25 protein-coding genes are annotated in these 26,867 nt (G+C 28.4%); 18 read left to right on the top strand and 7 right to left on the bottom strand.

Annotated elements, in window-relative coordinates; translation table 11 throughout:
- The coding region (locus tag AVBRAN12642_RS05155; RefSeq protein ID WP_336608059.1) for a cache domain-containing protein at positions 1-940 on the bottom strand (940 nt) is incomplete at its 3' end.
- Positions 941-1,322: 382 nt separating this feature from the next.
- On the opposite strand from AVBRAN12642_RS05155, the gene AVBRAN12642_RS05150 reads away from it, so the two are divergent.
- The 6 genes from AVBRAN12642_RS05150 to AVBRAN12642_RS05125 all read left to right on the top strand — a co-directional run bounded on the left by AVBRAN12642_RS05150 (position 1,323) and on the right by AVBRAN12642_RS05125 (position 6,690).
- Positions 1,323-2,039 carry an amino acid ABC transporter permease gene (locus AVBRAN12642_RS05150; RefSeq protein ID WP_250325159.1) on the top strand — a complete coding sequence of 239 codons (717 nt, stop codon included), beginning with the start codon at positions 1,323-1,325 and terminating at the stop codon, positions 2,037-2,039.
- Positions 2,032-2,766: an amino acid ABC transporter ATP-binding protein gene (locus tag AVBRAN12642_RS05145; RefSeq protein WP_214117900.1), complete on the top strand. Its 735-nt coding sequence runs from the start codon at positions 2,032-2,034 to the stop codon at positions 2,764-2,766. The genes AVBRAN12642_RS05150 and AVBRAN12642_RS05145 overlap by 8 nt, the downstream gene beginning before the upstream one ends.
- Before the next feature lie 8 nt (positions 2,767-2,774).
- Entirely contained in the window at positions 2,775-3,479 is a 705-nt protein-coding gene (locus AVBRAN12642_RS05140; RefSeq protein WP_336608058.1) for a transporter substrate-binding domain-containing protein, read from the top strand.
- A gap of 9 nt (positions 3,480-3,488) precedes the next feature.
- A complete protein-coding gene (locus tag AVBRAN12642_RS05135) occupies positions 3,489-4,208 on the top strand; it encodes a transporter substrate-binding domain-containing protein (protein WP_336608057.1) in 720 nt (239 codons plus the stop codon).
- Between the two features lies 1 nt (position 4,209).
- Positions 4,210-5,289 carry a flavodoxin-dependent (E)-4-hydroxy-3-methylbut-2-enyl-diphosphate synthase gene (ispG, locus tag AVBRAN12642_RS05130; RefSeq protein WP_214149785.1) on the top strand — a complete coding sequence of 360 codons (1,080 nt, stop codon included), beginning with the start codon at positions 4,210-4,212 and terminating at the stop codon, positions 5,287-5,289.
- Positions 5,290-5,370: 81 nt separating this feature from the next.
- Positions 5,371-6,690, top strand: a complete 1,320-nt coding sequence (locus tag AVBRAN12642_RS05125; protein WP_336608056.1) for a DnaB-like helicase C-terminal domain-containing protein — start codon at positions 5,371-5,373, stop codon at positions 6,688-6,690.
- 21 nt (positions 6,691-6,711) lie between these two features.
- Here AVBRAN12642_RS05125 and AVBRAN12642_RS05120 read toward each other — a convergent pair whose 3' ends face one another.
- Both AVBRAN12642_RS05120 and AVBRAN12642_RS05115 read right to left on the bottom strand, forming a co-directional pair.
- A complete protein-coding gene (locus AVBRAN12642_RS05120; protein WP_214117895.1) occupies positions 6,712-7,488 on the bottom strand; it encodes a tetratricopeptide repeat protein in 777 nt (258 codons plus the stop codon).
- Positions 7,485-9,056 (bottom strand): methyl-accepting chemotaxis protein, encoded by a 1,572-nt coding sequence (locus AVBRAN12642_RS05115; protein ID WP_442862359.1) that lies wholly within the window; start codon positions 9,054-9,056, stop codon positions 7,485-7,487. The genes AVBRAN12642_RS05120 and AVBRAN12642_RS05115 overlap by 4 nt, the downstream gene beginning before the upstream one ends.
- Positions 9,057-9,323: 267 nt before the next feature.
- Between AVBRAN12642_RS05115 and AVBRAN12642_RS05110 the strand changes: the two genes are divergently transcribed.
- The 11 genes from AVBRAN12642_RS05110 to AVBRAN12642_RS05060 are packed head-to-tail and all read left to right on the top strand — an operon-like array spanning position 9,324 to position 20,296.
- The gene (locus tag AVBRAN12642_RS05110) at positions 9,324-11,027 is read left to right on the top strand and encodes an acetolactate synthase large subunit (protein WP_214149784.1); all 1,704 of its coding nucleotides are present in this window, start codon (positions 9,324-9,326) and stop codon (positions 11,025-11,027) included.
- Positions 11,024-11,485: an acetolactate synthase small subunit gene (ilvN, locus tag AVBRAN12642_RS05105; protein WP_214117892.1), complete on the top strand. Its 462-nt coding sequence runs from the start codon at positions 11,024-11,026 to the stop codon at positions 11,483-11,485. The genes AVBRAN12642_RS05110 and ilvN overlap by 4 nt, the downstream gene beginning before the upstream one ends.
- 1 nt (position 11,486) lies before the next feature.
- On the top strand, positions 11,487-12,422 hold the full coding sequence (gene lpxD / locus AVBRAN12642_RS05100; RefSeq protein ID WP_267524846.1) for a UDP-3-O-(3-hydroxymyristoyl)glucosamine N-acyltransferase: 936 nt from the start codon (positions 11,487-11,489) through the stop codon (positions 12,420-12,422).
- Complete coding sequence (locus AVBRAN12642_RS05095; RefSeq protein WP_214117890.1) at positions 12,419-12,640, top strand: hypothetical protein; 222 nt, start codon at positions 12,419-12,421, stop codon at positions 12,638-12,640. The genes lpxD and AVBRAN12642_RS05095 overlap by 4 nt, the downstream gene beginning before the upstream one ends.
- Before the next feature lie 2 nt (positions 12,641-12,642).
- Positions 12,643-13,824 carry an FtsW/RodA/SpoVE family cell cycle protein gene (locus tag AVBRAN12642_RS05090; protein WP_214120001.1) on the top strand — a complete coding sequence of 394 codons (1,182 nt, stop codon included), beginning with the start codon at positions 12,643-12,645 and terminating at the stop codon, positions 13,822-13,824.
- Positions 13,821-14,801: a UDP-N-acetylglucosamine--N-acetylmuramyl-(pentapeptide) pyrophosphoryl-undecaprenol N-acetylglucosamine transferase gene (locus tag AVBRAN12642_RS05085; RefSeq protein WP_336608054.1), complete on the top strand. Its 981-nt coding sequence runs from the start codon at positions 13,821-13,823 to the stop codon at positions 14,799-14,801. Before AVBRAN12642_RS05090 ends, AVBRAN12642_RS05085 begins: the two co-directional genes overlap by 4 nt.
- A 1-nt stretch (position 14,802) precedes the next feature.
- Positions 14,803-16,140, top strand: a complete 1,338-nt coding sequence (locus AVBRAN12642_RS05080) for an MBOAT family O-acyltransferase (protein ID WP_336607304.1) — start codon at positions 14,803-14,805, stop codon at positions 16,138-16,140.
- Positions 16,140-17,060 (top strand): DUF459 domain-containing protein, encoded by a 921-nt coding sequence (locus AVBRAN12642_RS05075; protein ID WP_336608053.1) that lies wholly within the window; start codon positions 16,140-16,142, stop codon positions 17,058-17,060. The genes AVBRAN12642_RS05080 and AVBRAN12642_RS05075 overlap by 1 nt, the downstream gene beginning before the upstream one ends.
- The gene (locus tag AVBRAN12642_RS05070; RefSeq protein WP_336608052.1) at positions 17,057-18,175 is read left to right on the top strand and encodes a GDSL-type esterase/lipase family protein; all 1,119 of its coding nucleotides are present in this window, start codon (positions 17,057-17,059) and stop codon (positions 18,173-18,175) included. The genes AVBRAN12642_RS05075 and AVBRAN12642_RS05070 overlap by 4 nt, the downstream gene beginning before the upstream one ends.
- A gap of 1 nt (position 18,176) precedes the next feature.
- Positions 18,177-19,541, top strand: a complete 1,365-nt coding sequence (locus AVBRAN12642_RS05065) for a uracil-xanthine permease family protein (RefSeq protein ID WP_336608051.1) — start codon at positions 18,177-18,179, stop codon at positions 19,539-19,541.
- Positions 19,538-20,296, top strand: a complete 759-nt coding sequence (locus tag AVBRAN12642_RS05060; protein ID WP_336607306.1) for a 5'-methylthioadenosine/S-adenosylhomocysteine nucleosidase — start codon at positions 19,538-19,540, stop codon at positions 20,294-20,296. Before AVBRAN12642_RS05065 ends, AVBRAN12642_RS05060 begins: the two co-directional genes overlap by 4 nt.
- A gap of 42 nt (positions 20,297-20,338) precedes the next feature.
- Here the strand turns inward: AVBRAN12642_RS05060 and AVBRAN12642_RS05055 are convergent, their stop codons facing one another.
- The 4 genes from AVBRAN12642_RS05055 to AVBRAN12642_RS05040 all read right to left on the bottom strand — a co-directional run bounded on the left by AVBRAN12642_RS05055 (position 20,339) and on the right by AVBRAN12642_RS05040 (position 25,300).
- Positions 20,339-21,982, bottom strand: a complete 1,644-nt coding sequence (locus tag AVBRAN12642_RS05055; RefSeq protein WP_214149777.1) for a methyl-accepting chemotaxis protein — start codon at positions 21,980-21,982, stop codon at positions 20,339-20,341.
- A gap of 925 nt (positions 21,983-22,907) precedes the next feature.
- A complete protein-coding gene (locus tag AVBRAN12642_RS05050; protein ID WP_336608050.1) occupies positions 22,908-23,498 on the bottom strand; it encodes a hypothetical protein in 591 nt (196 codons plus the stop codon).
- Between the two features lie 346 nt (positions 23,499-23,844).
- Positions 23,845-24,834, bottom strand: coding sequence for a GMP reductase (locus AVBRAN12642_RS05045; RefSeq protein ID WP_214117880.1), 990 nt, complete (start codon positions 24,832-24,834; stop codon positions 23,845-23,847).
- Between the two features lie 109 nt (positions 24,835-24,943).
- Entirely contained in the window at positions 24,944-25,300 is a 357-nt protein-coding gene (locus tag AVBRAN12642_RS05040) for a RidA family protein (protein WP_336607309.1), read from the bottom strand.
- 175 nt (positions 25,301-25,475) lie between these two features.
- Here AVBRAN12642_RS05040 and dcuC point away from each other — a divergent pair, with 175 nt between their 5' ends.
- Positions 25,476-26,867, top strand: coding sequence for a C4-dicarboxylate transporter DcuC (dcuC, locus tag AVBRAN12642_RS05035; protein ID WP_336608049.1), 1,392 nt, complete (start codon positions 25,476-25,478; stop codon positions 26,865-26,867).

Genomic DNA, 26,867 nt, shown 5'->3' with positions numbered 1-26,867 from the left:
GTCCTTGGGTGATTTTTGATAAAGGTTTTAAATAAAAATTAATAATTAAACTTAAAAATCCTATTACTATTATTAAAAATATTAAAAAGCTTATTAAAGTAGCATTTCTAGCATCATTTACACTATTATTTATTACATCTTCTAAAATAATGGTGCAAATACTAAATCCACTTATATCATTAATAATACAATAAGCTAAGTAATTTTTATTATCCTTTGTAAAAACAATATGATTTAAATTCTTATTAGTTTTTAGCGTAGATAATTTTTGATTTAGACTATCAAGCCATTCAGGTTTGCCTAATTCGTTTGCGTTTTCACTAGCTATTATCTCATTATTTTTATCAAGAATTAAAGTGCTAATATCATTATGAGATTTAATTTTTGTAATGGTATCGCTAAAATCATTTATTAGTATATTTCCACCAATTACAGCTACGATTTTATTATTTTTAAACACAGGTGCAAAAATAGTTGTGGCTGATTTTTTGCTTGAGACATCTTGATAAATTGATGAATTACTAGCCTTTTTTAAAGCTACTGCTTCTTTATACCAAGCTCTAGTTCTACCATCAAAATTAGGGATTAATCTAAAAGTTAAATCAGGTTCAGCCTTATAAACATTTCCATTTGCTAAGCCTATAAATAATCCTTGAAAATCTAAAACCCTATTATCACTACTAATGATTTGCTTGATAAATTCTGGGCTTAAATCATCAGCATCTTCAAAAGTTTTTGCAATTTTTTCAATTTGCTCAATACGGGTTTTGATATATTCATCAACATAAGCATTTCTTAATTGCAATTCTCCTGCTATTGAAGAATCGTAATTATTTATGATTATATCTTCTGTCTTATTGCTTTGCATATAAGATAAAGCTAAAAGTAAAACTACAAATAAACTTGCAGTTGTTAATGAAATTTTGAAAGAAAGTTTCATTTGGTAATCCTTTTTTTAATTGAAATCAAATACCAATTTTACCCCCCCCCCAACCTTAAATAAAAATAAAATTACAAAATATATTATTAGGTAATAAAAATTCTTTATATAAATTTAAATTCCAATTATAAGTATCTTAAAAAATACAAAAAAGTTTTTAAGCTTAAAAATTAATAAATTTAATAAATCATTAAGCTAAAAAAGAGATAATCAAACTTATTTTTTTTAAAGGACGAAAAGATGAAAATTATAGATTTAATCAAGCACAACAAATATCTTACTATCCGTCATCATCTTCGTCATCTACATAATACTCATTAATTTATAATCGTTTTTTAGTTGTGTTTTTACACTTTTTATTATTTTGTTTAAAGGAAAAAAATTGAAGAATTTAGAAAATATTTTTAAAGTAATTTTTCCACTTGCAATAGTGATTATTACTACTTATTATTGTTATCCATTTAAAGAACTTAGCGAAGCAGAGCATTTAGCTTATCTTAAAAGTTATGGCACTACTTTAGGACTTACTTCACTTGGTTTGATTATTGGTCTTACTGGTGGATTTTTATTAGCGTTTTTATTGGTGCTTAGGAATAGATTTTTAACAATGTTAATCAATGAATATTTAGATTTAATTAGGGGTATGCCATTAATGCTACTTTTAATGATATTTGCATTTGTGGTTTTTGCTCAAGTTGAAAATGTATTTTTTGTAGCTGTTATTGCTTTAGGACTTAATTCTAGTGCTTATGTTGCAGAGATTATTAGAAGCGGGATTGAAAGCGTTGATAAAGGTCAAATGGAAGCAGCAAGGTCTATGGGTTTATCGCACTTTCAAGCTATGAAAATGATAGTTTTTCCACAAGCTGTTAAAAATATCATTCCTGCTTTAGCAAATGAGTTTATATCGTTGTTTAAAGAAACTTCAGTAGTTGCGTTTATAAGCGTTGTTGATTTGACTTTTCAAAGCAAGATTTTTCAATCACTTTTATACGACCCTAAGCCTTATATTTTCGCAGGTGTTGTGTATTATGCTAGTGTTAAAGTATTTACTTGTTTTGTAAGATTATTAGAAATGAGGCTAAAAAGAAATGATTAAGATATCTAATTTATGCAAAAATTACGGGAATTTAGAAGTATTAAAAGATATTAGTGTAGAGATTAATAAAGGCGATATTATTGCTATTATTGGACCTAGTGGCGGTGGAAAAAGCACATTTTTAAGATGTTTAAATAAACTTGAAGTTGCAAGTAGTGGAGAGATTTTAATCAATAATGAAAATATCTTAGATGAAAAAATTGATATTAATAAGCACAGACAAAAAGTATCAATGGTATTTCAACATTTTAATCTATTTGCAAATAAAAATGTATTGGATAATTTGATTTTAGCCCCTGTTAGTTTAAATATTTTAAGCAAAGATGAAGCTATTAAAAAAGCTAGAAATCTTTTAGCTAAAGTTGGTTTAGCTGATAAAGAAGAGTTCTTTCCACACAAATTAAGCGGTGGTCAAAAACAAAGAATAGCAATAGCAAGAAGCCTTATGATGGAGCCTGAAGTTATATTATTTGATGAGCCAACTAGTGCGCTTGACCCTGAAATGGTAGGAGAAGTTTTAGGACTTATTAAAGAAATAGCAAGTGGAGATAATGCTCCTATTATGATATTAGTAACTCACGAAATGGGTTTTGCAAAAAATGTAGCTAATAGGGTATTTTTTATGGAAAGTGGCAAAATAGCAGTAGATGATACGCCACAAGTTGTATTTAACTCTAGCACAAATGCTAGATTAAATGAGTTTTTAAACAAAGTTTTAAATCATTAGGATTAGATATGAAAAAGATTTTTTTAGCTTTATTTATAACTTTATTTGCTTATGCAAATGAAGTTGTTAAGGTTGGTATTTCGGCAAATTACGCTCCATTTGATATGATGGTTGATGGTAAATTGAGTGGTTTTGATGTTGATTTAGTAAATGAGATTTCAAAGGTTGCTAATCTTAAGATTGAATTTGTTAATATGAGTTTTGATGGGCTTATTCCATCTTTAGTAGCTGGTAAAATCAATATGATAGCTTCAGGAATGAGTATTAGCGAAAGAAGAATGAAGAATTGTGATTTTTCTAATCCTTATTTTTTTGGAAAAACTATGTATCTTAAAAGAAAGGGCGATACTTTCACTACAAAAGAAGATTTAAAAGGTGTTAAAACAGGAGTGAAACTTGGCACAATTCAAGAAAATACTGCAAGAAAGCTAGGTGCTAATGTGATTTTACACGAAGATTCAGCAGTGGTTGTTATGAGCCTTGTGAATAAGCAAATAGATGCGGTTGTTTTTGATTCTTTTGTGGCTAAGAAATTTATGGCAAAAAATCCTGAAATTGAGAGTTTTTATGAAGAAAATGACGGGGCTTTAGGTTTTGCATTTGCATTTGCAAAGGATAAAAATAAAGACTTAATTGATATAATTAATAAAGCCCTTGAAGAAGTAAAAGCAAGTAGTAAGTATGATGAGCTTATCAAAAAATACGGGCTATAAGGAGTAGTTATGAAAAAGTTTTTATTAGTAGTGTTTGCACTGATTTTTAGTGCTTGTTTATATGCAAATGACAAGGTTTATAAAGTTGGGATTTCTCCTGATTATCCCCCATTTGATATGTTAGTTGATGATAAGATTAGTGGTTTTGATGCTGAATTATTTGATAATTTAGCAAAAATTGCTGGTATAAAATATGAGTTTAAAGCTATGAGTTTTGATGGACTTATTGCAGCACTTAAAGCAGGTAAGATTGATGCTATTATGAGTGCTATGAGTTCAAGCGAACAAAGAAAAAAAGCTTGTGATTTTAGCAATGTTTATTATAAAGCTAAGACAATTTATCTAAAGCATAAAGATAGCAGTATCGCAACTAAAGATGATATAAAAGGTAAAAAAGTAGGAGTGCAATTAGGCACGGTTCAAGAAGCAGCAGTAAAACAAGTAGGTGCATTAGTGCAACCTAATGAAAATCCTGTTGTTTTAGTAATGGCTTTAAATGATAAAAAATTAGATGCTTTAGCATTTGATGCACTTGTGGCAAGAGAATATTTAGCAAAATATCCTAATTTAGCTGAATTTTATAATGAAGATGATGGCACAGAAGGATTTTCTATAGCGTTTAGCAAAAATGAAAATGTAGAGCTAAGAGAGAAATTAAATAAAGCTTTAGAAGAATTTATAAAAACTAGCGAATATGAAGTTTTACTTAAAAAATACAATATAAATTAATATGAGAAGTGATTTTTTTAAGCCTAGATTTAAAACTAGGCAAATTAGTGTAGGCGGGGTTAAAATCGGTGGTGATGCTCCAATTAGCGTTCAATCAATGCTATTTACAAAAACTCAAGATATTAATGGATGTTTAGAACAATTAATTGAGTTAAAATTAGCAGGTGCTGATATAGTAAGAGTTGCGTGTTTGGATATAAAAGATGCAAGGGCTTTAGCAGAACTTAAAAAGCAAAGCCCACTGCCGCTAATTGTAGATATTCATTTTAATCACAAATTAGCTTTATATTGTGCTGAATTTATAGATGGGATTAGAATAAATCCAGGAAATATCGGTGGCAAAGAAAATATAAAAGAAGTAGTAAATGCTTGTAAGCAAAGAAATATTCCTATAAGAATTGGTGTAAATCACGGAAGTATTGAAAAACAATTTGAAAACAAATACGGCAGAAGTGTAAAAGCCTTGCTTGAGAGTGCTGTTTATAATATTAAATTACTTGAAGATTTTGATTTTAGGGATATTAAAATAAGTATTAAAACTTCAGACGCACAAAGCACAATAGAAAGTTATACGAGATTAAGAGAATTGTGTGATTATCCGTTTCATTTAGGAGTAACTGAAGCAGGAACTAAGTTTCATAGCACGATAAAAAGCTCAATTGCTATAGGTCAGTTATTATTAAATGGCATAGGCGATACTATTCGTGTTTCTATGACAGGAGAACTTAGCGAAGAAATAAGGGTCGCTAAAGCGATTTTGCAAGATAGTGGAGTGCAAAAAAGCGGTATAAATATAATTTCTTGTCCAACCTGTGGAAGAATACAAAGCGATTTATTAAGTGCTGTTAAAGTGGTTGAAGAAAAGACAAAACACATTAAAGCACCATTAAATATAAGTGTAATGGGTTGTGTTGTAAATGCTTTAGGAGAAGCTAAAGGAGCTGATGTAGCAATTGCATTTGGCAAAAATGAAGGCTTAGTAATAAGACACGGTGAAGTGGTTGCAAAATGTAAATATGATACTTTAGTAGATAGATTTTTAGATGAAGTATTAGACGAAGCAAAACTTCACGAAGAATAGAATTTGAAATTCCTATTTCAAATTCTTATTTTAATTTCTTTAATTTTTACGAGAGATTAAAATAAGAATTAAGGAAGAATTATGAGTAAGTATTTTGATATTGAATTAGAGCAAAGTATTTTATTAGCTTGTATAGAAAATAATGAAAATATAGATATAGCCGCAAGTATTATTAAGCCAAGTGATTTTTCATATAGATTACACGCTGATATATTTGAGTTTATATTAAATAAAAGAAGACTTAGAGATAGTGTGGATTTAAAATTAGTAAAAATCTCTTTTGCAAGTGCAAAGGATAGTTTTTGGACTGCACTTGAGCAGCAAAATTCTTTCATAGAAGTTGATGAATATTCAAAAATGTTAAGGAATTTAAGTGTAAAAGACCAGCTTAATTCTTTAATGAATACAAGCACACAAGAGCTAAGCAGTGTGCAAGATAGTATTGATTATACGCATAATTTAAATGCTAAGATTTATTCTTTAGTATCAGGCGTTAGCGATAATACTTTAAAGAGTTCAAGAACTGCTGTTAATGAGTTTTATGAAGAATTAAATAGGGTTAGTAAGATAATTGATAAAGATGTAATCGGAGTTGATACAGGTTTTTCTTTATTAAATCATTATACAAAGGGCTTTAAAGCAGGGGAATTAATAATTCTTGCAGCTCGTCCTGGTATGGGTAAAACTACATTTGCTTTAAATATTTTATTAAATGCACTTAAAAAAGATGTTGGAGTGGTGTTTTATAGTCTTGAAACAGAAGCTTATAAGATAATGGCTAAATTAATAGCACAAGATACAGGTATAGGTTTGCAAAATATCTTAACAGGAGATAGATTAACAGAAGATGAGATAAATAATATGCAAATGAGTGCGAATATGCTTAGTGAAAAGACTTTATATATTTATGATAAGGGTAATTTAAATATAGAATTTCTTCGCTCATCTTTAAGAAGATTAAAAGAAGAGCATAACAATATAGGTTTATGTGTATTAGACTATATTCAGCTTATGAACTCACTAAATACAAGGGCTGATAGACATATTCAAGTAAGTGAGATTAGTAGGGGGTTAAAATTACTTGCACTAGAATTAAAAATCCCTATTTTAGCACTTTCTCAAGTTAATCGTTCGGTAGATTCTAGAATGAATAAAAAACTTATGCTCTCAGACATTCGTGAGAGTGGTAGTATAGAACAAGATGCTGATTTGATATTATTTATTAATAAAGCTGATGATGATCCGACTATTTTAGCAGAACGCCACGCTATACTTGATATTGCTAAGAATAGAAGTGGGGAATTAAAAGAAATTCATTTTGATTTTAAAGCTTCTAAAGCGAAATTTTTACAACTTGAGTTTAGAAAAGACAACGAACCAAGCGAGACTGAAGAATTTTAATTTAGGAAATAAATTCCTAAATTATTCAAGTATTTTTAGGTTTTCACAAGCTATATTGTTTCCTAAATCACAAGATTTTTTATAATACAATTTAGCCATATTTTTATCTTTTTTATGATACATAACGCCTAAATTATTACATGCGTATGCGTCTTTATTATCGCAAGATTGATTCCACAAACTAGCTACTTTATCATAATCTTTTAATTCATAATATACATTACCTAAATTATAACAAGCATTATAATCTTTAGCAGAGCAAGCAATTGATAGATATTTAATAGCTAAGTTATTATTTTTTTCATTAGCATATAAATTGCCTAAGCCATAACAAGCTGGGATTAAATTATCATCACAAGCTTTTTTTAGATATATTTTTGCATTATCAAATTCTTGATTTTTCTTAAATAATATTCCTAAATTATAGCAAGCGTCTTTATAGCTATTTTCACAAGCTCTTGCTAAATATTCTTTTGATTTATTAAAATCTTGAGTATTAATCCCTGCATAAAAGCAAGCTTCATAATTTCCATTATCGCAAGATTTTTCATAATATTTACTTGCTTTATCTTTTTCGTTATTTTTACTATAAATTACCCCTAAATTGTAGCAAGCATTATAAATATCGCCATCACAAGCTAGGGTAAAATGTCTTATAGCAAGACCTAAATTATCTTGATTATATTCAACTACACCTTGATTATAACAAGCAGCAGGGATTTTGCTATTTTCACAATCACTTAAATAATCAGCCATTGATACTAAACTCATACTAATTAAAAATAATATCTTTTTCATGTTCTAAACTCTTGTAATTTTTTATTTAGCTCTTCAGTCATTTCACTAAGGTGATTTGCTGCACCAGCTATTTCTTCAACGCTTCTTGCGTTTTCGTTCGTTATTGTATTCATATTGTTTAAATTATTTAGAATTTCTTCCATATCTTTACTTGTATTTATATAATCATTCACGGTTTTTTCACTTGAGCTAATAGCTTCTGCTACGCTATTTTTCATAATACTCATATTATCTTTAGTAGAATTTGCAATATTACTTAAATCTTGCATTTGGTTTGAGTTAATACTCATTTGCTCACTTGCGTCTTTTATGCCTTGAACTATAATGCTTATAGTAGCATTTACCTCGCTAAGACTTCTTTGTGTTCTTTCAGCTAGGCTTCTTACTTCATCAGCTACTACGGCAAATCCACGACCTTGCTCTCCTGCACGTGCAGCTTCAATAGCAGCATTTAATGCAAGAAGATTTGTTTGGTCTGCAATTTCGTTAATGATTTCTAATACTGATTTTACATTATCAGCATCTGTGCTAAGCTTTTCTATTTTCATAGCAAGTTCGCTTTCAATACTTGCACTATGTATGATTTTATTACTTAATATATTAATTTCTTTATTTGAAGTTTCCATCATACTTAACGCTTCATCTAATTTTATAGTAGCGTCCTTAGCCTTTTGAACTCCTATTTCTAAGCTTTCTTTGGTATTTTGTCCTTTTTTAGCTATTTGATTTACTATTTCACTGCCTTCTTCAGCGCGTTTTCCTGTTTGAAGACTAGTATTGCCTAATTCACTTGCTATTGAAGCATTTTCGTTAGAAATATTTTTAGCTTGCTTGATTAAAATTCTTATTTTTTCTAAAAATTCATTAATAGCACTTGAAGCGTGAGCTATTTCATCATTTCCTTTCACTTCTAATTTATTAGTTAAATCCCCATCTCCACTGCTTAAATCTTTTGCTTTAATTTCTAATATTTTTAAAGGTTTTGATATAAATAAAGTTGCGAAAATATATGCAATAAGCATTAAAACTATGAAGATAATTGCACTAATAATTATAAATTTTATTAATTCTTTAAATTGTTCTTCGCCTAATTCTTTTGCGTTTTTATCTAAGAATGTATAAACACTATCTAAATCAACTGCAGTGCTAAATATCAAGCCACTAGCTTTATCTTGTAATGAATATGCTAAGAATTTCTTAGTAGTTTTATCTTTATATTTAAACTCATATTCGCTAAAGCCACCACCATTTTTTCCAGCATTGATTATATCTTGTATGAAAGCTTTATTATTGGTATCAACTGAATTAATTTTATTAGTTCCAATCCAATCTTTTAGTGTGTGATATACAACTAAACCATCTTCTTGAAATACTAAAAATCCTTTAGTATTGTTATCGTATCTTACTTCATCTAATTTGTTTTTTAATATGTCATTAAATTCTTTTAATTTGTTTTGATTTTCTAAATCTTTATATGTTGTTTTTGTATATTGAACCATACTTTCTACTAAGGTTTTTACTTGTTCTTTTCTAAGATATATGCTTTCGTTTTCAATTTCAGTTAGCATTTTGTTTTCTAACTTATCAAACATTAAACTAGAATTAAAGCTAAGTGATACTACTAATAGTAATAATGAACAAAATACCAATATACTAATCTTAAGTGAAATTTTCATTCTAAATCCTTTTAATTTTTCGTAAATAATAAATATATTAGATAAATTTTTTATTAATTAAATTTTATTTTTTTACATTTTTTATTCTTTTTAATTTGTATTAATTATTAAATAAGCAAAATTTGATTAAATCCTAAGAAAAAACCTAATGGAGGCAGTATGATTACAGGTGCAAAGATGATTTGTGAAGCTTTAAAGCTAGAAGGTGTTGAAGTAGTTTTTGGTTATCCTGGTGGAGCAGCTTTAAATATCTATGATGAATTATATAAACAAAATGATTTTAAACATGTTTTAGTTCGTCACGAACAAGGTGCAGCTCACGCAGCAGATGGCTATGCAAGGGCTAGTGGTAAAGTTGGAGTTGCTATTGTTACAAGTGGTCCAGGATTTACAAATACTTTAACAGGGATTGCTACAGCTTATGCTGATAGTATTCCTATGGTTTTAATTTCAGCTCAAGTTGCAAATTCGCTAATAGGAACTGATGCGTTCCAAGAAATTGATGCAGTTGGAATGAGTAGGCCTTGTGTAAAGCATTCTTATTTAGTAAAAACTATTGAAGAATTACCAAGAGTTTTAAAAGAAGCTTTTTTTATAGCAAGAAGTGGTCGTCCAGGGCCTGTTCATATTGATATTCCAAAGGATATTACAGCTATTAAAGGCGAATTTGTTTATCCTAGTGAAGTAAATATGAAAACATATAAGCCAACTTATAAAGGCAATCCAAGACAAATTAAACGCCTAGCAAGTGCTTTAATGGAAGCTAAAAAACCACTTTTATATATAGGCGGTGGTTGTATTAGTTCAAATTCTAGCGAGGCTATCCGTAAATTTGTGGAAAAAACTAAAGTTCCTGCGGTTTGCACTTTAATGGGTTTAGGGGTATTAGAACACGATAATCCGTATAATCTAAGAATGGCAGGAATGCACGGAAGTTATAGAGCTAATATGGCTATGAGCGAATGTGATTTATTAATTTCATTAGGTGCTAGATTTGATGATAGAATTACAGGTAAAACTAGCGAGTTTGCAAAATTAGCAAAAATTGCTCATATTGATATTGACCCAACTTCAATTTCTAAAATCATTAAAGCTGATTTTCCTATAGTTGGAGATGTTGGTAGTGTTATTAGCGATCTTTTAGATGAGGTAAAAGAATTTGAATTTGATTTATCAACTTGGCATAGTGTTTTAGATAGACACGAGAGTTTATATCCATCATTTAGTTATGAAGATAGCGATGAAATCTTAAAACCACAATGGGTAATTAATGAATGTGCGAAAATTACTCCTAATGCAAATATTATTACCGATGTAGGGCAACACCAAATGTGGGTAGCACAATTTTTTAAATTCAATGAGCCAAGAAGACTTAGCACAAGTGGTGGTTTAGGAACTATGGGATATTCAATTCCTGCTGCTTTAGGAGTTGCATTTGCAAAAAATAATGAAGTAGTTCTTAATTTTGCTGGTGATGGTTCGTTTTTGATGAATATTCAAGAATTAATGACATTAACTGCAGAGCGTAAAAAAGTAATTAATATTATTTTAAATAATGCTTATTTAGGAATGGTTCGCCAATGGCAAACTAGATTTTATAATGAAAGATATTCAGAAACTAATCTTGAAGATGTGCAACCTGATTATGAAATGTTAGCAAGAAGTTTTGGCTGTGATAGCTTTAGAGTAAAGAGCAAAGATGAATTTATTAAAGCATATCACGAATGTTTAAAAAGCCCTAGAACTTGCGTGATTGATGTTGTTATTTCAAGATTTGAAGATGTTTTACCAATGGTTCCAGCAGGTGCTGCAATTTATAATATGATATTACCACAAAAATTAATCACAAAGGATAGCAAATGAGAAGGGCGTTAAGCGTTATTGTAGAAAACCAACACGGGGTTTTAAGTAGAGTAGTAGGGTTATTTTCTGGTCGTGGTTATAATATAGATAGCTTAACTGTTGCTCCTATTGCAGGGACAGAGTTTTCAAGAATTAATATAATTACAAGTGGAGATGAAGCTGTGTTTGAGCAAATTACTAAACAACTTCACAAATTAATTTCTACTTATAAAGTTTTTGAAGATTGCGAATTTGTTGAGCGTGAATGTGTTTTGGTAAAAATCAATATAGACCAAAATCTAGCTGGTCTTGATAGTTTATTAAAAGGCTATAATGGAACAATAGCTCACTCAAATGATGAATATATGACAATTTGCGTAAATGATACTAGCGATAGAGTGGATAATTTTTTAAAGACGATTAAAAAATACAATCCTAAAGATTGTGCTAGAAGTGGCGTTGTTTTGATGGAAAATTAATATGAAAAGTTTAAAAGAATTATGTGAAAATATAGGAATTAAAATAGAATTTGAAATGCAAATTTCAAATCTAAATTCCTTAGAAGATGCAAATGAAAATGAGCTTAGTTTTTGTATAAAAGAATGTGATGCTTTAAAAACTACTAAAGCAGGTGCAGTATTAATTAGTGAAAAATTAGCAAATCTTTTACCAACAAATGTAAAAGCAGTTATTTGCGAAGACCCAAAATATATTTTTGCATTGTTTAGTAAGGTATTTTCTAAGGATTTAATTAGAGTTGGTAAAGACGCAATTATAGGCGAAAATACAACAATAATGCCAAATGTTTATATAGGTAAAGATGTTAGCATAGGAAGTAATTGCACTATTTTAGCAGGTGCTTATATTGGCGATGGAGTTTGTATTAAAGATAATGTAATAATATACCCAAATGTTACAATTTACAATGATAGTGTAATAGGAAATCATTGTATAATTCACGCTGGAAGTGTTATTGGAAGCGATGGTTTTGGCTATGCAAGTAATAGCAAAGGACATTTTAAAATCTATCATAATGGTTATGTAGAATTACAAGATTTTGTTGAGATTGGTTCGTGCGTTTGTATTGATAGAGCAGTGTTTTCAAAAACACTTATAAAAACAGGCACTAAAATTGATAATTTAGTTCAAATAGGACATAATTGTGTTTTAGGTCAAGGTTGCTTAGTAGTATCTCAAACAGGACTTGCGGGTTCAAGCGAGCTTGGAAATGCTGTTGTAATGGGCGGTCAGAGTGCAACGAGTGGGCATTTAAAAATTGGCGATGGTGCTATTATTGCTGCTAGGGGCGGAGTTAGTAAAGATTTAGCTGGTGGCAAGGTTTATGGTGGATTTCCTATAATGGAGCAAAGTGAGTGGCTAAAAATGCAAGCAAAATTAAAAAGGATTAATAAATGAAAGCTGAACTAATTAGTTCAATTTTACTCAAAGGCACTCAAAGTGGCAAAATATCATTAGCTAATATTAAAAACCCTTATGGAGATGGTAGCAATGATGTTTTAAGCATAGCAGTGTGTTTAAAAGAAAATATTCCAGAATGGAAAGTTCATATTCCTTATGAAAATTTAGATGAATTAATAATAGCTTTACAATCAATTAGTGGCAAAAGGCAATAAAATTGATTAAAACCCATTTAAGAATTTTTGAAATAGTGCTAATACTTATGATGTTTAGCATAGTTTTTGTTTTTTCTATGGGTTTTTTTAACTATGGGGGACAAAAATCTCCTTATGGGTTTTTATTTTCTCAAACCCTTTTTGCAATTGTTGGAGTGCTTATTATTTTTACCTTTCAATTAATTAGCGAAAAGGCTTGTTATAGAATTTTATATGTTATTTTAGGTTGCAGTGTTTTAGCTTGTTTTGTCTTACCATTTTTACCTGCTTCGTTAGTTGTTGAAACTAAAGGAGCTAGAAGATGGATTAGGCTTTTTGGCTTTTCCATTGCACCATTAGAATTTGTAAAAATTTCTTTTATAGCTTTTTTGGCTTTTACATATTCAAGAAAGATTGATAAAAGCAAAAGAACATTTATACAAGATTTGCGATTATTAGCTCCAACTATAGCTATATATTGTTTTATTTTTGGCTATGCTTATATTACTCAAAATGATTTAGGACAATGTGTTGTAACTGCTGTTACATTGTTTATTATGGCATTATCTGCTGGGGTTAGGTTTAAAAATATTTTATATTTATTCTTAGCTGCAATTGCTGCTGGAATTTCATTAATAGCTTATAATCCTAGAAGACTTGAAAGAGGGCTTGAGTGGTGGGGTAGTATTCAAGATTTTGTTTTACCAATTTTCCCTGAAAGCATTCAAGAAAGTCTTAAAATAGCCCATTCAAGTGAGCCTTATCAAATATCACATAGTTTAAATGCTATTACAAATGGAGATTTATTAGGGCAAGGATTTGGATTAGGGGTTTTTAAATTAGGATTTTTAAGTGAGGTTCATACTGACTTTATCCTATCAGGCATTGCCGAAGAAATAGGATTTTTAGGATTTTTGTTTGTTTCTTTATTGTTTGGTTTTTTAATAGCTTCGGTATTAAAACTATCAACTTATATGAAAAATAAGCAAAATTATTTGTTTTGTATAGGCTATGGTGTTTGTATTATGGCTACTTTTTTAATGAATATTGGTGGAATTATTTCTTTAATTCCTTTAAAAGGAATTGCAGTGCCATTTTTAAGCTATGGGGGTAGTTCTATGTTGGCTAATTCTATAGCTATTGGAATATTATTAAGTATTTTTAAAAATACAGGAGAAAATATTAATTTGGAAAATAAAGAATGATAGCAATTACTGGTGGTGGAACAGGCGGGCATTTAGCAGTAGCTAAAGCTGTGTCAAAAGAATTAGATGAGTTTGTTTATATAGGTAGCACTAAAGGACAAGATAGTTTATGGTTTGAAGGTAGCAATTGCTATTTTTTAAAAAGTAGTGGTTTTGTAAATCAAGGAATTTTAGGCAAGATTAAAGTTTTATTTTCTTTAATAGCTTTAGTATTTGAATGCCTTAAAATATTTAAAAAGCATAAAATTACTTGTGTTTTAAGCGTTGGTGGATATTCAAGTGTGCCTGCTAGTATAGCTGCAATTATTAGTTTTAAAGCACTAATAATTCACGAACAAAACTCAAAAATGGGTCTTGCAAATCGCCTTACAAAACCATTTGCTAAAAGGTTTTTTTCAGCTTATGAAAAAGAGTTTTGCCCTTACCCTGTGCAAGAAAAATTTGCACTCAATAAAAGAAAAAGAACCGAAATTAAAACGATTTTAATAATAGGTGGCTCTCAAGGAGCTAGATTTTTGAATGATTTTGCATTAGAGCTTTATCCTGAATTATTAAAATTAAATATTAAATTAATTCATCAATGTGGTGCTAAAGAGTATGATAAATACGAAAAAGCGTATGAGAAATATGAAATTAAACCAACACTAATAGGTTTTTCACAAGAGATTGATAAGTATATGCAAGAAGCTGATTTTGCTATTAGTAGAGCAGGTGCTAGTGCTAGTTTTGAGCTAATAAATATAGCTTTGCCAACACTTTTTGTGCCGTATAAATATGCTTATAAAAATCATCAATATTTTAATGCCTTGCATTTAGTAGAAAACAAACTAGCATTTATTTGTGAAGAAAAGAATTTAAATAAAGAATTTGTATTGAATTTGCTTAAAACAAATGCCTTAGAATACGCTAATAATTTATATGAATATGAAAATGTAAATGGTGCTAAATTCTTAGCAAATGTTTTAAAGGAATATTGATTTGAGCTTTTTTTCTGTTGAGTTTTTAATATTAATATTTATATTTTTCATTGTATTTAATTTACTAGGCAAAAATAAGCAAAATGCTTTATTATTAGGGTTTAATATACTAATACTATATTTATTTAATCCTTATTGCTTATTAGTAGTGCTTGTTTTTAGCTTTTTTATTCATTTTTTTGCTTTGAGCGTTTATGTTAGAAATACTAAAAATATCTTTTATACTGCTATATTTTTTATAGTGTTAAATCTATGTATATTCAAATATTATTCAAGTATTAAAGATAGTGTTGATTATGTTCTAAGCTATTTTGATATTATGATTGCTGATATAATTTTTCCTTTAGGGCTTAGTTTTTATACTTTTAATGCAATTACTTATATTGTTTGGGTTTATAAAGAAAAACAAGAGCCAGTTGGTTATTTAACGCTTTTTACTTATCTTAGTTTTTTTGCTACTTTTGTTAGTGGTCCTATATTTAGATATGTTGATTTTATTAAGCAATTTAATACTTTAAAACGCTTTAAACACAAGGATTTAATACTAGCTAATTTATTATTTGCTTTAGTAAAAGTATTTTTGATTTTACCTATTGTGGATAAGTATTTTTACGCATTTTTAAATGATTTAAATAATTTAAGTTTTTTAGGTTTATTAAATTGTTTTTACTTGTATTCAATCAAACTATATTTAGATTTTAGTGCTTATATTAATTTAGTTTCCGCATTTGCTTTAATGATTGGCTTTAAATTGCCTAAGAATTTTAATAATCCATTTAAAGCTAGAAACATTCAAGATTTTTGGAAAAGATGGCATATTAGTTTATCAAGTTTTATTCGTGATTATATTTATATTCCACTTGGTGGAAATAGGGTAAATAGAACAAGTTTAAATATTATTATTGCCTTTGTTATTTCGGGTATTTGGCACGGAAATTCGTATAATTTTGCTTTATGGGGTTTAGCTCACGCTTTAGGGCTGATTTTTATTTCTTTATTTTCATATAGGTTTAATAAATTTGTAGCTTCATTTATAACTTTTACTTATATAAGCATTGTTTGGAGCTTTTTTTATTTTGTGAGTTTTGATGAGGTTAGAGAATATTTTTCATTTTTCTTGAAATTTAATTTCATTGATAAAAGAGAAATTTATATATTTTTAGTAGTATTTGTTTTATTTATAATTAATTTTTATTCTAAAAACCACTTAGCATTGGTTGTAAATATTTTAAGACATTTAAATATTTTTATAAAAATTATTGTAATTAATCTAGTTTTATTAATTGTGTTTATTTATATGCCAAGTGGAATTCCTAACTTTATATATGCAGGGTTTTAATGAGAGAATTTGTTTTAATAATTATTAGTTCAAGCATTATTTTTATTAGCTTATTTAACGACTCTTTAAAAGAATATTATGAAGTAAATTATCATAAAAATATAGATTTAGATTTTGCATTTTTTAAAAAAAGCAATGAATTTAAAGAATACCTAGAATACAATGTATTTTTTACAAAGGTAAAAGAAATAAAACCACAAATAGGCAATGAAAACAATAATAAAATAAAGGTATTTCATAAATGCTATCTTGATACTTTATATATGATTAAGCTAATTGCTAAGCAAGAAATTCACAATAATCAAAAATTAGTTTTAAGTAAAGATAATGGAGTAATTTTATTAGGCGATAGTTTAATGCAAGGTGTTGGGCTAAGTATATGCAATTCTTTAAAAAAACAAAATATTAAATGTGAGAATTTAGCAAAGCAAAGCACAGGATTGCTTAGAAAAAAATACTATGATTATGCAAAGGTTTTAAAATCTTCTTTACAAGAAAGTGCAATTAAAAATGTAGTAATTTTAGTAGGTGTAAATGATTTATGGAATGCTAATGAAAACAACAAGGTATTAAAATTTGGCGATAGTGAATGGAAGAGTTTTTATACAAAAAGAATTGATGAACTTGTAAAAATTACAAGAGATTATAACGCTAATATTTTTTGGTATGAATTACCTGTAGTTAAAAACGATGAGCAAAATGAAAAAATAAAAATATTAAATGAAGTATTTTATGAATTGGCTAAAAAAAATAATTATCAATTCATAAAATTAGATTCTGTATTAACCGAGCATTTTGATTTTTATATCAAGATAGATGGCAAAAGCAAAAGGATTAGGTCAAATGATGGCATACACTTTACTCCACTTGGGTATGAGTTGATTTCACAAGATTTTTTTAAAACAGTTGAAATACAATGAGAATTATTATTTATCTTAGTATAGTTATATTTTTTTCATCTTGTAGTTATGTGGATAGTTTATTTATAAAAGAGATAAAAACAGATAAGATTTATAAATCCCCTAAAATATCTCAAAAAAACCAAAATGAAATTCTCGTAAGCAAAGAAGCAAAAGTTAAAACAAATTTAGTTAATTTTCAGCCTGATAAACCAAAAGAAATCCAAGTAAAACCTAAAAGCAATCTTTTAATTCCTTATAAAAAAATAGCATTTATAGGAGATTCTCATTTAGCAAGTGATTATATTCCCGAATATTTTAGAAAGGCTTTAAATATTCACTCTTTAGGATTTGTTCCTGCGATTTTACCTAAATGGCACAATCAGTATTTAGCAGATTATAATAATTTAGGATTTAATGTAGAGTATTTGATAAATACAAAAACTAATTTAAGTTTTGGTGGAATTAATGCAAATTGCAATGCAAAATGCGAGATTAATATCCATCTTAAATTCAAGGCTAATAATGTTGAGTATTTAGAATTTAAATCAGGAATTTGGAATATAAAAAATTATCAAAAAAATACAAATCAGATTAATTTTTCTACAACGGCAAATAAAATCGGTGGTTTTATTACTAATAATTCTAGTTATATTGATAATTTAGGTATTAATGGAGCTAGTATTTTTAATTATTCAAGAATAGATTATAACTTAGCTAAAAGTGTTGCTAAGAAATTAGATTATGATTTAATAATATTTTCTTTTGGTACAAATGAGAGTGTGTCAAATAAGATTAATCAAGAGAATTTCATTAATAACTATTTAAATATTATAGAACTTTTCAAAACAAAAAAATCAAAAATAATATTATTAATCCCGCCAGAACCAACATTATTTGTGAATAAAAACTATGTTAAAGGAGAGAATAATGCTTTAGTAAAAACTTTAATCAAACAAGTGGCAAAGACAAGTGGTGTTTATATTTTTGATATAGATAATTTAATGCAAAAAGAAGGGGGAAAAATTGCTTGGATAAATGATAAAAAATCATTAAAAAATACACATCTTACTAAGTCGGGCTATGAGTATGTAGCATTTAGGTTATTAGAGTTTTTAAAGATTACAAAGGAATAAAATGAAAGATGAATTAATATATAAATTAGAAGATAGGCCTCCGTTTGTGCGTGCTGTTTTAGCTGCACTTGTTCATTTATTAGCTATGTTTGTAGCAGTAATAACTCCTTCATTATTAATAGGAAAAGAATTAGGACTTAGCCCTGAAAATGCTACTAGGATTATTTCTATGTCATTATTTGCTAGTGGGGTAGCTGGATTTATTCAAATGATGACTTTAAAGGTTGGAAAATTTCAAATTGGTTCAGGATTATTAAGTGTTCAAGGAACAAGCTTTAATTTCGTTTCAGCAATCATTACAGGTGGCTTAGTATTAAGAAATCAAAACCTAAGTGATGCAGAGATTTTAGCAGCAATTTTTGGAACTCTTATGTTATGTAGTATCACTGAAATGCTAGTATCTATCAGTTTAAAATATGTGAAAAGAATTATTTCAAATCTAGTTTGTGGAATTGTTGTAATGATAATAGGTCTTACTTTAATTAGTGCAGGACTTATTAGTGCAGGCGGTGGATTTGCTAGTATGAGCAAGGATATTCCTGCGAATTTACAATTTGCAAGTTTAGAAAACTTAGCTTTAAGTGGGGTAGTATTATTATCAATTGTAGTATTTAACTCTTTTAAAAAGCCTATTTTTAGAGTTGGAGCTTTATTTTTCTCAATTATCATTGGTCTAATTTTTGCTACATTTTTAGGTAGATTTGATTTAAGTAATGTGCATTCAGCTAATTTATTTATAGTTCCTGAACCATTGTTTTATGGTCTTAGCATAGAAACTAGCCTAATTTTGCCATTTGCGATAATATTTTTAGTTACTTCACTAGAAACCATTGGCGATATTAGTGCTACAAGTGAGCTAAGTCATCAGCCAATGAAAGGCGAAATATACGAAAGAAGATTAAGGGGTGGGGTATTTGCTAATGGGTTTAACTCTTTAGTATCAGCATTTTTTAATACCTTTCCAAATTCTTGTTTTGGTCAAAACAACGCAGTAATTGCACTAAGTGGGGTTGCAAGTCGTTATGTTGGATATATTGTTTGTATTATGCTTATGATTTGTGGGATTTTTCCTATTGTTGCGGAGTTTGCTTTAAGAATACCTGAACCTGTAATTGGCGGTGCTATTTTAGTAATGTTTGGAACAATTGCTGCAACTGGAATTAAAATAATTTCAAGAGAAGAATTAAATAAGCGTTCTGTTATGATACTTTCAATTTCACTTGCTCTAGGTTTAGGAGTAAGCACTCAACCACTTATTTTAGAGCATTTACCTGATGTGTTTAAAAATCTATTTGGCTCAGCAGTTGCGACTGCAGGATTTAGTGCTATATTGCTTGAGATTTTATTACCTAAGGATAATAAATGAGAAAACTACTAATATTATTAATTCCTAGCTTTATTTTTGCTAGGATTTTAATTCAAGGTGCAATGCCTATTGAGATTGATACTTTAGTAAATGCTATGAGTGATAAAAAGGTAGTTAAAATAGGTAGCTATATATTTTATGAAGGCAAAATTAAAGGAAAAGATATTGTAGTATCAAGGACTTTAATAGGTCTTGTAAATGCTTCAGCAGCCACAACTTTAGGCATAACTTATTTTAAGCCTGATATTATTATAAATCAAGGCACAGCAGGTGCTATTGTAGAAGGTCTTAAATTAGGAGATATAGTTGTAGGAGATAGAATTTATAATGCAAATTCTTATAAAACTCCTAAGAGTTTATATACTATCAATCCTTTAGCAAAAGAGCCAATGATAGCTCCACTAACTTTGCTAGATACAAATAATGAAGATTTAAAAAATGAGTATTTTACAAGTGATGAAACTTTAGTAAATAAATTTATAAGCCTAGCTCCTAAAGGGGTTTTAAAGGTAAATATAGCTAGTGCTGATGCGTTTAATAAAGAAATCTTAATGCTTCATCTTTGGAATAAAACCTATAATGCAAGTGTTGAAGAGATGGAAAGTGTAGCTGCTGCTCAAGTTGCTAAAGCTTTTAATGTGCCGTTTTTAGCTATTAGAATTGTGTCTGATAATTTGATTGAAGATATTGATTATACTCCTAGTATTGCTATTAAATTACAAGAATTATTAATAAAGATTATTGATAAGTTTTGATATTTAATTTTTATCCTAGCAAAAACTAGGATAAAAATCTTTTTATATTTTAAAATATTTTATATGTTGTGTTAAGGTATTTGCAATTTCTTTTAAGCTATTTGCTGCGTGTGTGTTTTCTTGCATAGATTTATTGGTATTTTCAGAGCTTTTTGTGATACTTATCATATCGTTATTTAGGCTTTGAAGTTTTTCTACTTGTGCGTTAGCAGCGTTACTTACTTCATTAGCTTTTAATAATGAATCATTTGCTTGATGGCTGATTTGCTCTAAAATCAAATTAGCTTCATTAGCTAGTCTCATTCCGCTTTCTACTTGTGGAACTGCTGTTTGAATAGCATCAACCGTTGCTTGAGTTTCGCTTTGTATTATTGAAATCATATTTGATATTTCATTTGTTGCTGTGTCAGTTTTTTCTGCTAATTTTCTAATCTCATCAGCTACAACTGCAAATCCACGCCCATGCTCTCCTGCACGAGCTGCTTCAATTGCAGCATTTAATGCAAGAAGATTTGTTTGCTCTGTGATTTCTTTAATCAATTCTGCACTATTGCTAATTTCGGTTGAGTGTTTATCTAGCATTTTGATTTGCTCTGAAGAATAATGCACGGTTTCTGTGATTTTTTCTATTTCTTTAATTGTAGTTCTCATAGAATTAATTCCATTATTTGATAATTCAACCGTTTTTTGAGAATTTTCTTTAGTTTGATTTGCTATATTTAATACATCTTGCATAGCTATTCTAGCATTGTTTATATTTTCTAAAGATTCTCTTGATTTGTTTTGTTGTTCGTTTGATAATTTGCTAGCATTATTTGAAGCATTTGTTACTTCTTTTGCACTATTTTCTAATTCTTTTGAAGAATGAATTACTTCTCCTACAATATCTTTTAATTTATTTTCCATTTCTTTTAAAGCATATAGCATACTATCTTTATACTTAGTATCAATTTTAGTATCTAAATTCCCGTGTGATATGCTAATTACTGCTTTAACTGCGTCTTTTACTTCTCCACCAAGTGAGCTAATAATCAATCTTGTTATATAAAGTGCTAAGAAAATCGCTACTAAAAATGCAACTATGCTAATTGCTATACTACTACTTAAAAAGCTGCTAATTGTCCCTCTTGCTTGTTTTGTTAATGCTTGATTTTTTGCTTCTTGATAGTCAATAAATTCATTAATAACATTTAGCCAAGTAACAAAACTATCTCTTGCTTGAGATAATAATATTTCGTGAGCTTTATTTGTATCATTATTGTTTTTATATTGAATTATTTCTTTTATTAAAGGAAGAGTTTTTGCTTCTACGCCTTTAATTTTTTCTAAAATCAATCTATCTTTATCATCTACTAAATCAGCATTTGCGAATATTTTTGCCATATTATTAGCTGCTACATTGTAATTGTTTTCTAATTTATCAATTAAAGATATAGCATTATTTATCTCGTTTTTATCACTTAATAAAACAACATCTCTAATAGCTATTGCTCTATCATGCACACTACCTCTAAAATCAACTGCATACCTTTGTTTTACAGCATTTACATCGCTAATTTCATTTAAATCATTATTTACGCTATTAATTTTAATATATCCGCTAAAAAATATGATTAAAATAAATGCAAGAATACTAGCAAAACCAATGAATAATTGAGCTTTTAAAGAAAGATTTTTCCCTAACATTTTATTTCCTTTTAAATTAAATTTATTTTATTATAATAAAAATTATTAATTAGCAAAATAAAAATTAGAAAAATTATAATGATAATTTAATATATGAATTAATTAAGTTTTATTTAAGCATATAAACTAGGAATTTTAGTTGAAATTCAATCTTGTGATGATTTTATATTTTAAAATTAAAAGAATTTAAATTAGGAATTAATTGCATAAGCCTTTTAATTAATAGCTTTTGTGCGTTAAGGTGCTTAAATTTATTTTTTTAAAGGTTTTTTGATAATTTCAATTTTAGTTTAATAATTTTAATTAATTTAGCAAGATAGCTTATGGATTAGGTTTTTGTTTTATACCAAAATTGACCTAATCCCATTATAAGTCCTTTTTAATCTTTAATAATCTTACGAAGGTGTCTAAGACAGAGCTTCGTATTTTTCTAAACTTAAAGTGATTTCAAACGCTAATGTGTTGTAAGTCTATGATTAGTTTTTCCACTAAAGTGCTAAAATTTGAAAGAATTTTAAAAGTGGAAAAATCACTACTTTTTAAAAACTCTCAAATACTTAACATATAAGCAAGTTTTCCTTGCAATTGCAAACCTAATTCTACCACAACATGGTTTGAAACTCATAACTTAACAAAAAATCGTGTGAGTGCTGATTAATTGCAAACCTAATTCTACCACAACATGGTTTGAAACAACAAACAAAACATACAACCCGTTCTCTCGCATTTATTGCAAACCTAATTCTACCACAACATGGTTTGAAACAACGTTTTGCTAATCCAATCAATAGGAATATTTTTAATTGCAAACCTAATTCTACCACAACATGGTTTGAAACGCCAAGTACTCTACTGCTGAGCTACAATGACATAAAAATATATGTTAAGACATTGTTTTTTACAACATCTTAACATTTGAAACTTATTATAAGTTATAGAAGTCTTCAATTTTATCAGTACAATTTGTATCCTCTAAACCATAATTTTCATATTTTGTATAATTATAGAGTATTCCTTGTTCGTTTGTTCCATTACGTTTTTGTGCTTCTTTTACTAAAGTTAAAACCTGAGGTTTAATGTTTATATATAGTTCAAGCAGTTCTTGGTAAGCTTCTTTAGCTTGTTCTTTTGCTTTATCTAATTCCTCTTGTTGTTCTTTAGTAGTTGGCTTACGATCATATACAGGACCATTTTCTTCATTATGTCGTGCTTTTATACCATAAATTTTTGAAATACTTTCATGCATCTTTATTTTAGCATCTCTATATTGTGAAGTTATAACAAATATGTGATGATGAAGTCTTGCATTATCATAATTTTTAAAATTTGCAGTAGAAGCTTTTACATCATGCAATATATCTGCTTTTCGTATAACACATTCTGACATGCGTTTATTATCCTCATTATCAGCACTAAAAGAATCGCTATTTATTCCTTTAAATACTCCAAAAGAACCTACAATAGCTATTATAACTAATAATATTGCTATACCTTTAATATTAAATAATTTTTTCATTGTTTTTTTCCTTTCAAAATAGTTTTTTAATTTTTAGATTTTTTATATTTTTTAGTTTTAAAATAAATTAGTTAGATAGCATCGTAATTTTTATCCATATTAACTCCTTTAATGAAATAAAATTTATTGTAATACCCCCCCCCATTAATAAAAGTTAATAAGATTAATTAGATAGTTTAAAAATAAGTTTTTTTATGTGAATTAAATATTAAATGTCGTTATAAGGCAAAATATTATATTTTGTGCTTAATCAAAATAATTACTAGCTTAGAATTTAAATTAAAAAAAATTATTTAATAGAGTATGGATTTTCCTAATTTATAGCTAAATTAGGAAAATTTATTAATTAGATAGTATCTCCGTTAAAGATTGAGTTTTTAACCACTACATAATCAACTTTTCTAATATCACGAAGTTCTTTTCCACCTGCATAAGAAATTGAGCTTTGCAAATCTTCTCTCATTTCATTTAAGGTATCAAAAATATTTCCCCTAAATGGAACATACATTTTTTTACCTTCTACATTTTTACGCTCACCTTTTTGAAATTCACTTGCTGAGCCATAATATTCTTTCATTTTTTTGCCATCAATTTCTATGGTTTTTCCAGGACTTTGCTCGTGTCCGCTAAATAATGAGCCTATCATTACAAAAGTAGCTCCAAAACGAATTGATTTTGCTATATCTCCGTGATTTCTAATACCACCATCAGCAATTATTGGCTTTTTAGCACTTTTAGCACACCAGCGAAGTGCTGCAAGCTGCCAACCACCAGTTCCAAAACCGGTTTTAAGCTTAGTAATACACACCTTACCAGGTCCAATACCAACCTTAGTTGCATCAGCTCCAGCATTTTCTAAATCCCTAACAGCTTCAGGAGTTCCGACATTTCCTGCTATTACAAAGCTAGTTTTTAATGTGCTTTTAATGTATTTAATCATCTTAATTACATTGTCGCTATGTCCGTGAGCAATATCAATTGTAATATATTCAGGATATAGCTCATTTGCTTTTAATTCATCAATAAATTCGTATTCTTTTTGAGTAATGCCAACAGAAATTGATGCAAAAAGCCCTAATTCTTGCATTTTTTTTACAAAGTCTAATCTTTTTTCAGGCTCAAATCTATGCATAATATAAAAATAATCACTTCTAGCAAATGAAATCGCTAATTCTTCATCAATGATTGTTTGCATATTTGCAGGAACTACAGGTAGTTTAAAAGTTCTATTACCAAGCCTTACGCTAGTATCGCATTCGCTTCTTGAATTGATTATACATTTTGCAGGGATTAATTGCACGTCTTCATAATCAAATACTAATAAATTATTTAACATCTCATCTCCTTAAATTAAAGAACTGATTTTATCTTATAAACAATTAATAAAAACTTGATTTTAAAAGTAAAAATACTTTACGGAATTTAAATCCGGATTTTCACCGGAATTATTTTTTAGCTATCGCTTCTATTTCTATTCTTGATGCTTTTGGTAATGCTGCTACTGCAAATGCACTTCTAGCAGGGAAAGGCTCTTTAAAAAACTCAGCATAAGCTTCATTAACTGCTGCAAAATCATTTATATCAGCTAATAAAACCGTTGTTTTTATAACATTATTCATATCTAAACCTTGCTCGTTTAAGATAGCTTTTATATTTCTTAAACTTTGTCTTGTAAGCTCTTTAATATCGCCTTTTACAAACTCTCCTGTACTAGGGTCAATTGGTAGCTGACCACTAACAAATACTAAATCATCTGATTTACCACACACACTATAAGGTCCAATAGCCTTTGGATAATTCATTTTTTCTCCTTTTTTGAAAAATTTTGCAAAAATATTAGCAAAAAAATATTAATTGATAAAAAATAATAAAAAATATTACTTTTTTTACTAAAATTTTATTAAATTTATCTAATTTTAAGAAAATTTTATTAAATTTACTTCAAAATAATAATTTTATTTTTAAAGGAGAGTTGAGATGTTTAGCATTTTGTTTTCACTAGTAGCAATTGCCATATTAGTTTTTATGCTTGCAAAAAAGATAAATGCTCATATGGCGTTGTTGCTTAGTGGTTTGTTTTTATTATTAGTTGCGACTATGCACGATAGTAATGCTATTTTTACTAGCAAAGTTTTAGACGCTAAAGGGGATTTAAATTTTTGGTTTTTTAATCTTTTTGAAGTTTTTAATAAAAACCTTTCTTCTACACTTAGTGGTCTTGGGCTTACTCTTATGTGTATAGCAGGTTTTAGTGCGTATATGGAGCATGTTGGGGCTAGTTATGCTTTATTTAAGGTTTTTGAAAAGCCACTTAGTATGGTAAAATCTCCTTATATGCTTTTAATAGTTTCTTATTTTGTTACACAATTTTTGGTAATTTTTATACCATCTCACGCTGGACTTGGACTTTTACTTATGGTTACTATGTATCCTATTTTGGTTAGGACTGGTGTTTCAAAATTATCAGCATTAACAGTTATTGGGACTTGTCAATATATTGACCATGGCCCTGGAAGTGGTAATGTTATATTAGCTGCTAAAACAGCAGGAGTTGATCCAGCTACTTATTTTGTTCAGTATCAATTACCAACTACTATACCTATTATATTAGCTGTTGCGATTGCTATTTATTTTACATCTAAATATTTTGATAAAAAAGATAATTTTGTGTTTAATAAAGATGAAATTGAAAAAGAACTTAGTGAAAATGGCGAAAATAAAACAAAATATCCGCCAAAAATTTATGCGATATTGCCAATAATTCCACTAATTTTAATATTAGGATTTTCAAAAGTTGTTGGAAGTAGCATAAAAATGAATGTTCCTGTAGCTATGATGATTTCTACATTTGCAGCAATTATTTTTGAAATGATTAGATATAAAAGCGTAATTGAAACTTTAAATTCTATTATGGTATTTTTTAAAGGTATGGGACATTTATTTGTAATAACCGTAAGCCTTATTGTATGCGGTCAAGTATTTGCTGCTGGGCTTTTATCAATAGGTTTTGTGGATACTTTAATTAATTTTGCAAAAGACGCTGGATTTGGTGTATTAGCAATAATTATATTTGTATCAATTTTACTTTCTTTATCAGCATTTTTGATGGGTTCAGGAAATGCAGCATTTTTTAGTTTTGCACCATTAATTCCAAATATTGCAAAATCTTTTAATGTTGAAACAATTATGATGATAGCACCTATTCAAATAATGACAGGATTTGGAAGATGCGTAAGTCCAATTGCACCTGCTATTTTAGCAGTAGCAGGAATTGCTAAAGTTAGCCCATTTGCGGTTGTAAAAAGAACAGCAATACCTATGATAGTAGCTGGTATTGTAAATATTGTTTGCACTTGTATTTATATTTAA

Source organism: Campylobacter sp. RM12642, assembly GCF_020137635.1.
Taxonomy (GTDB): Bacteria; Campylobacterota; Campylobacteria; order Campylobacterales; family Campylobacteraceae; genus Campylobacter_E.
This window is presented reverse-complemented; position numbering and strand designations above follow the sequence as displayed.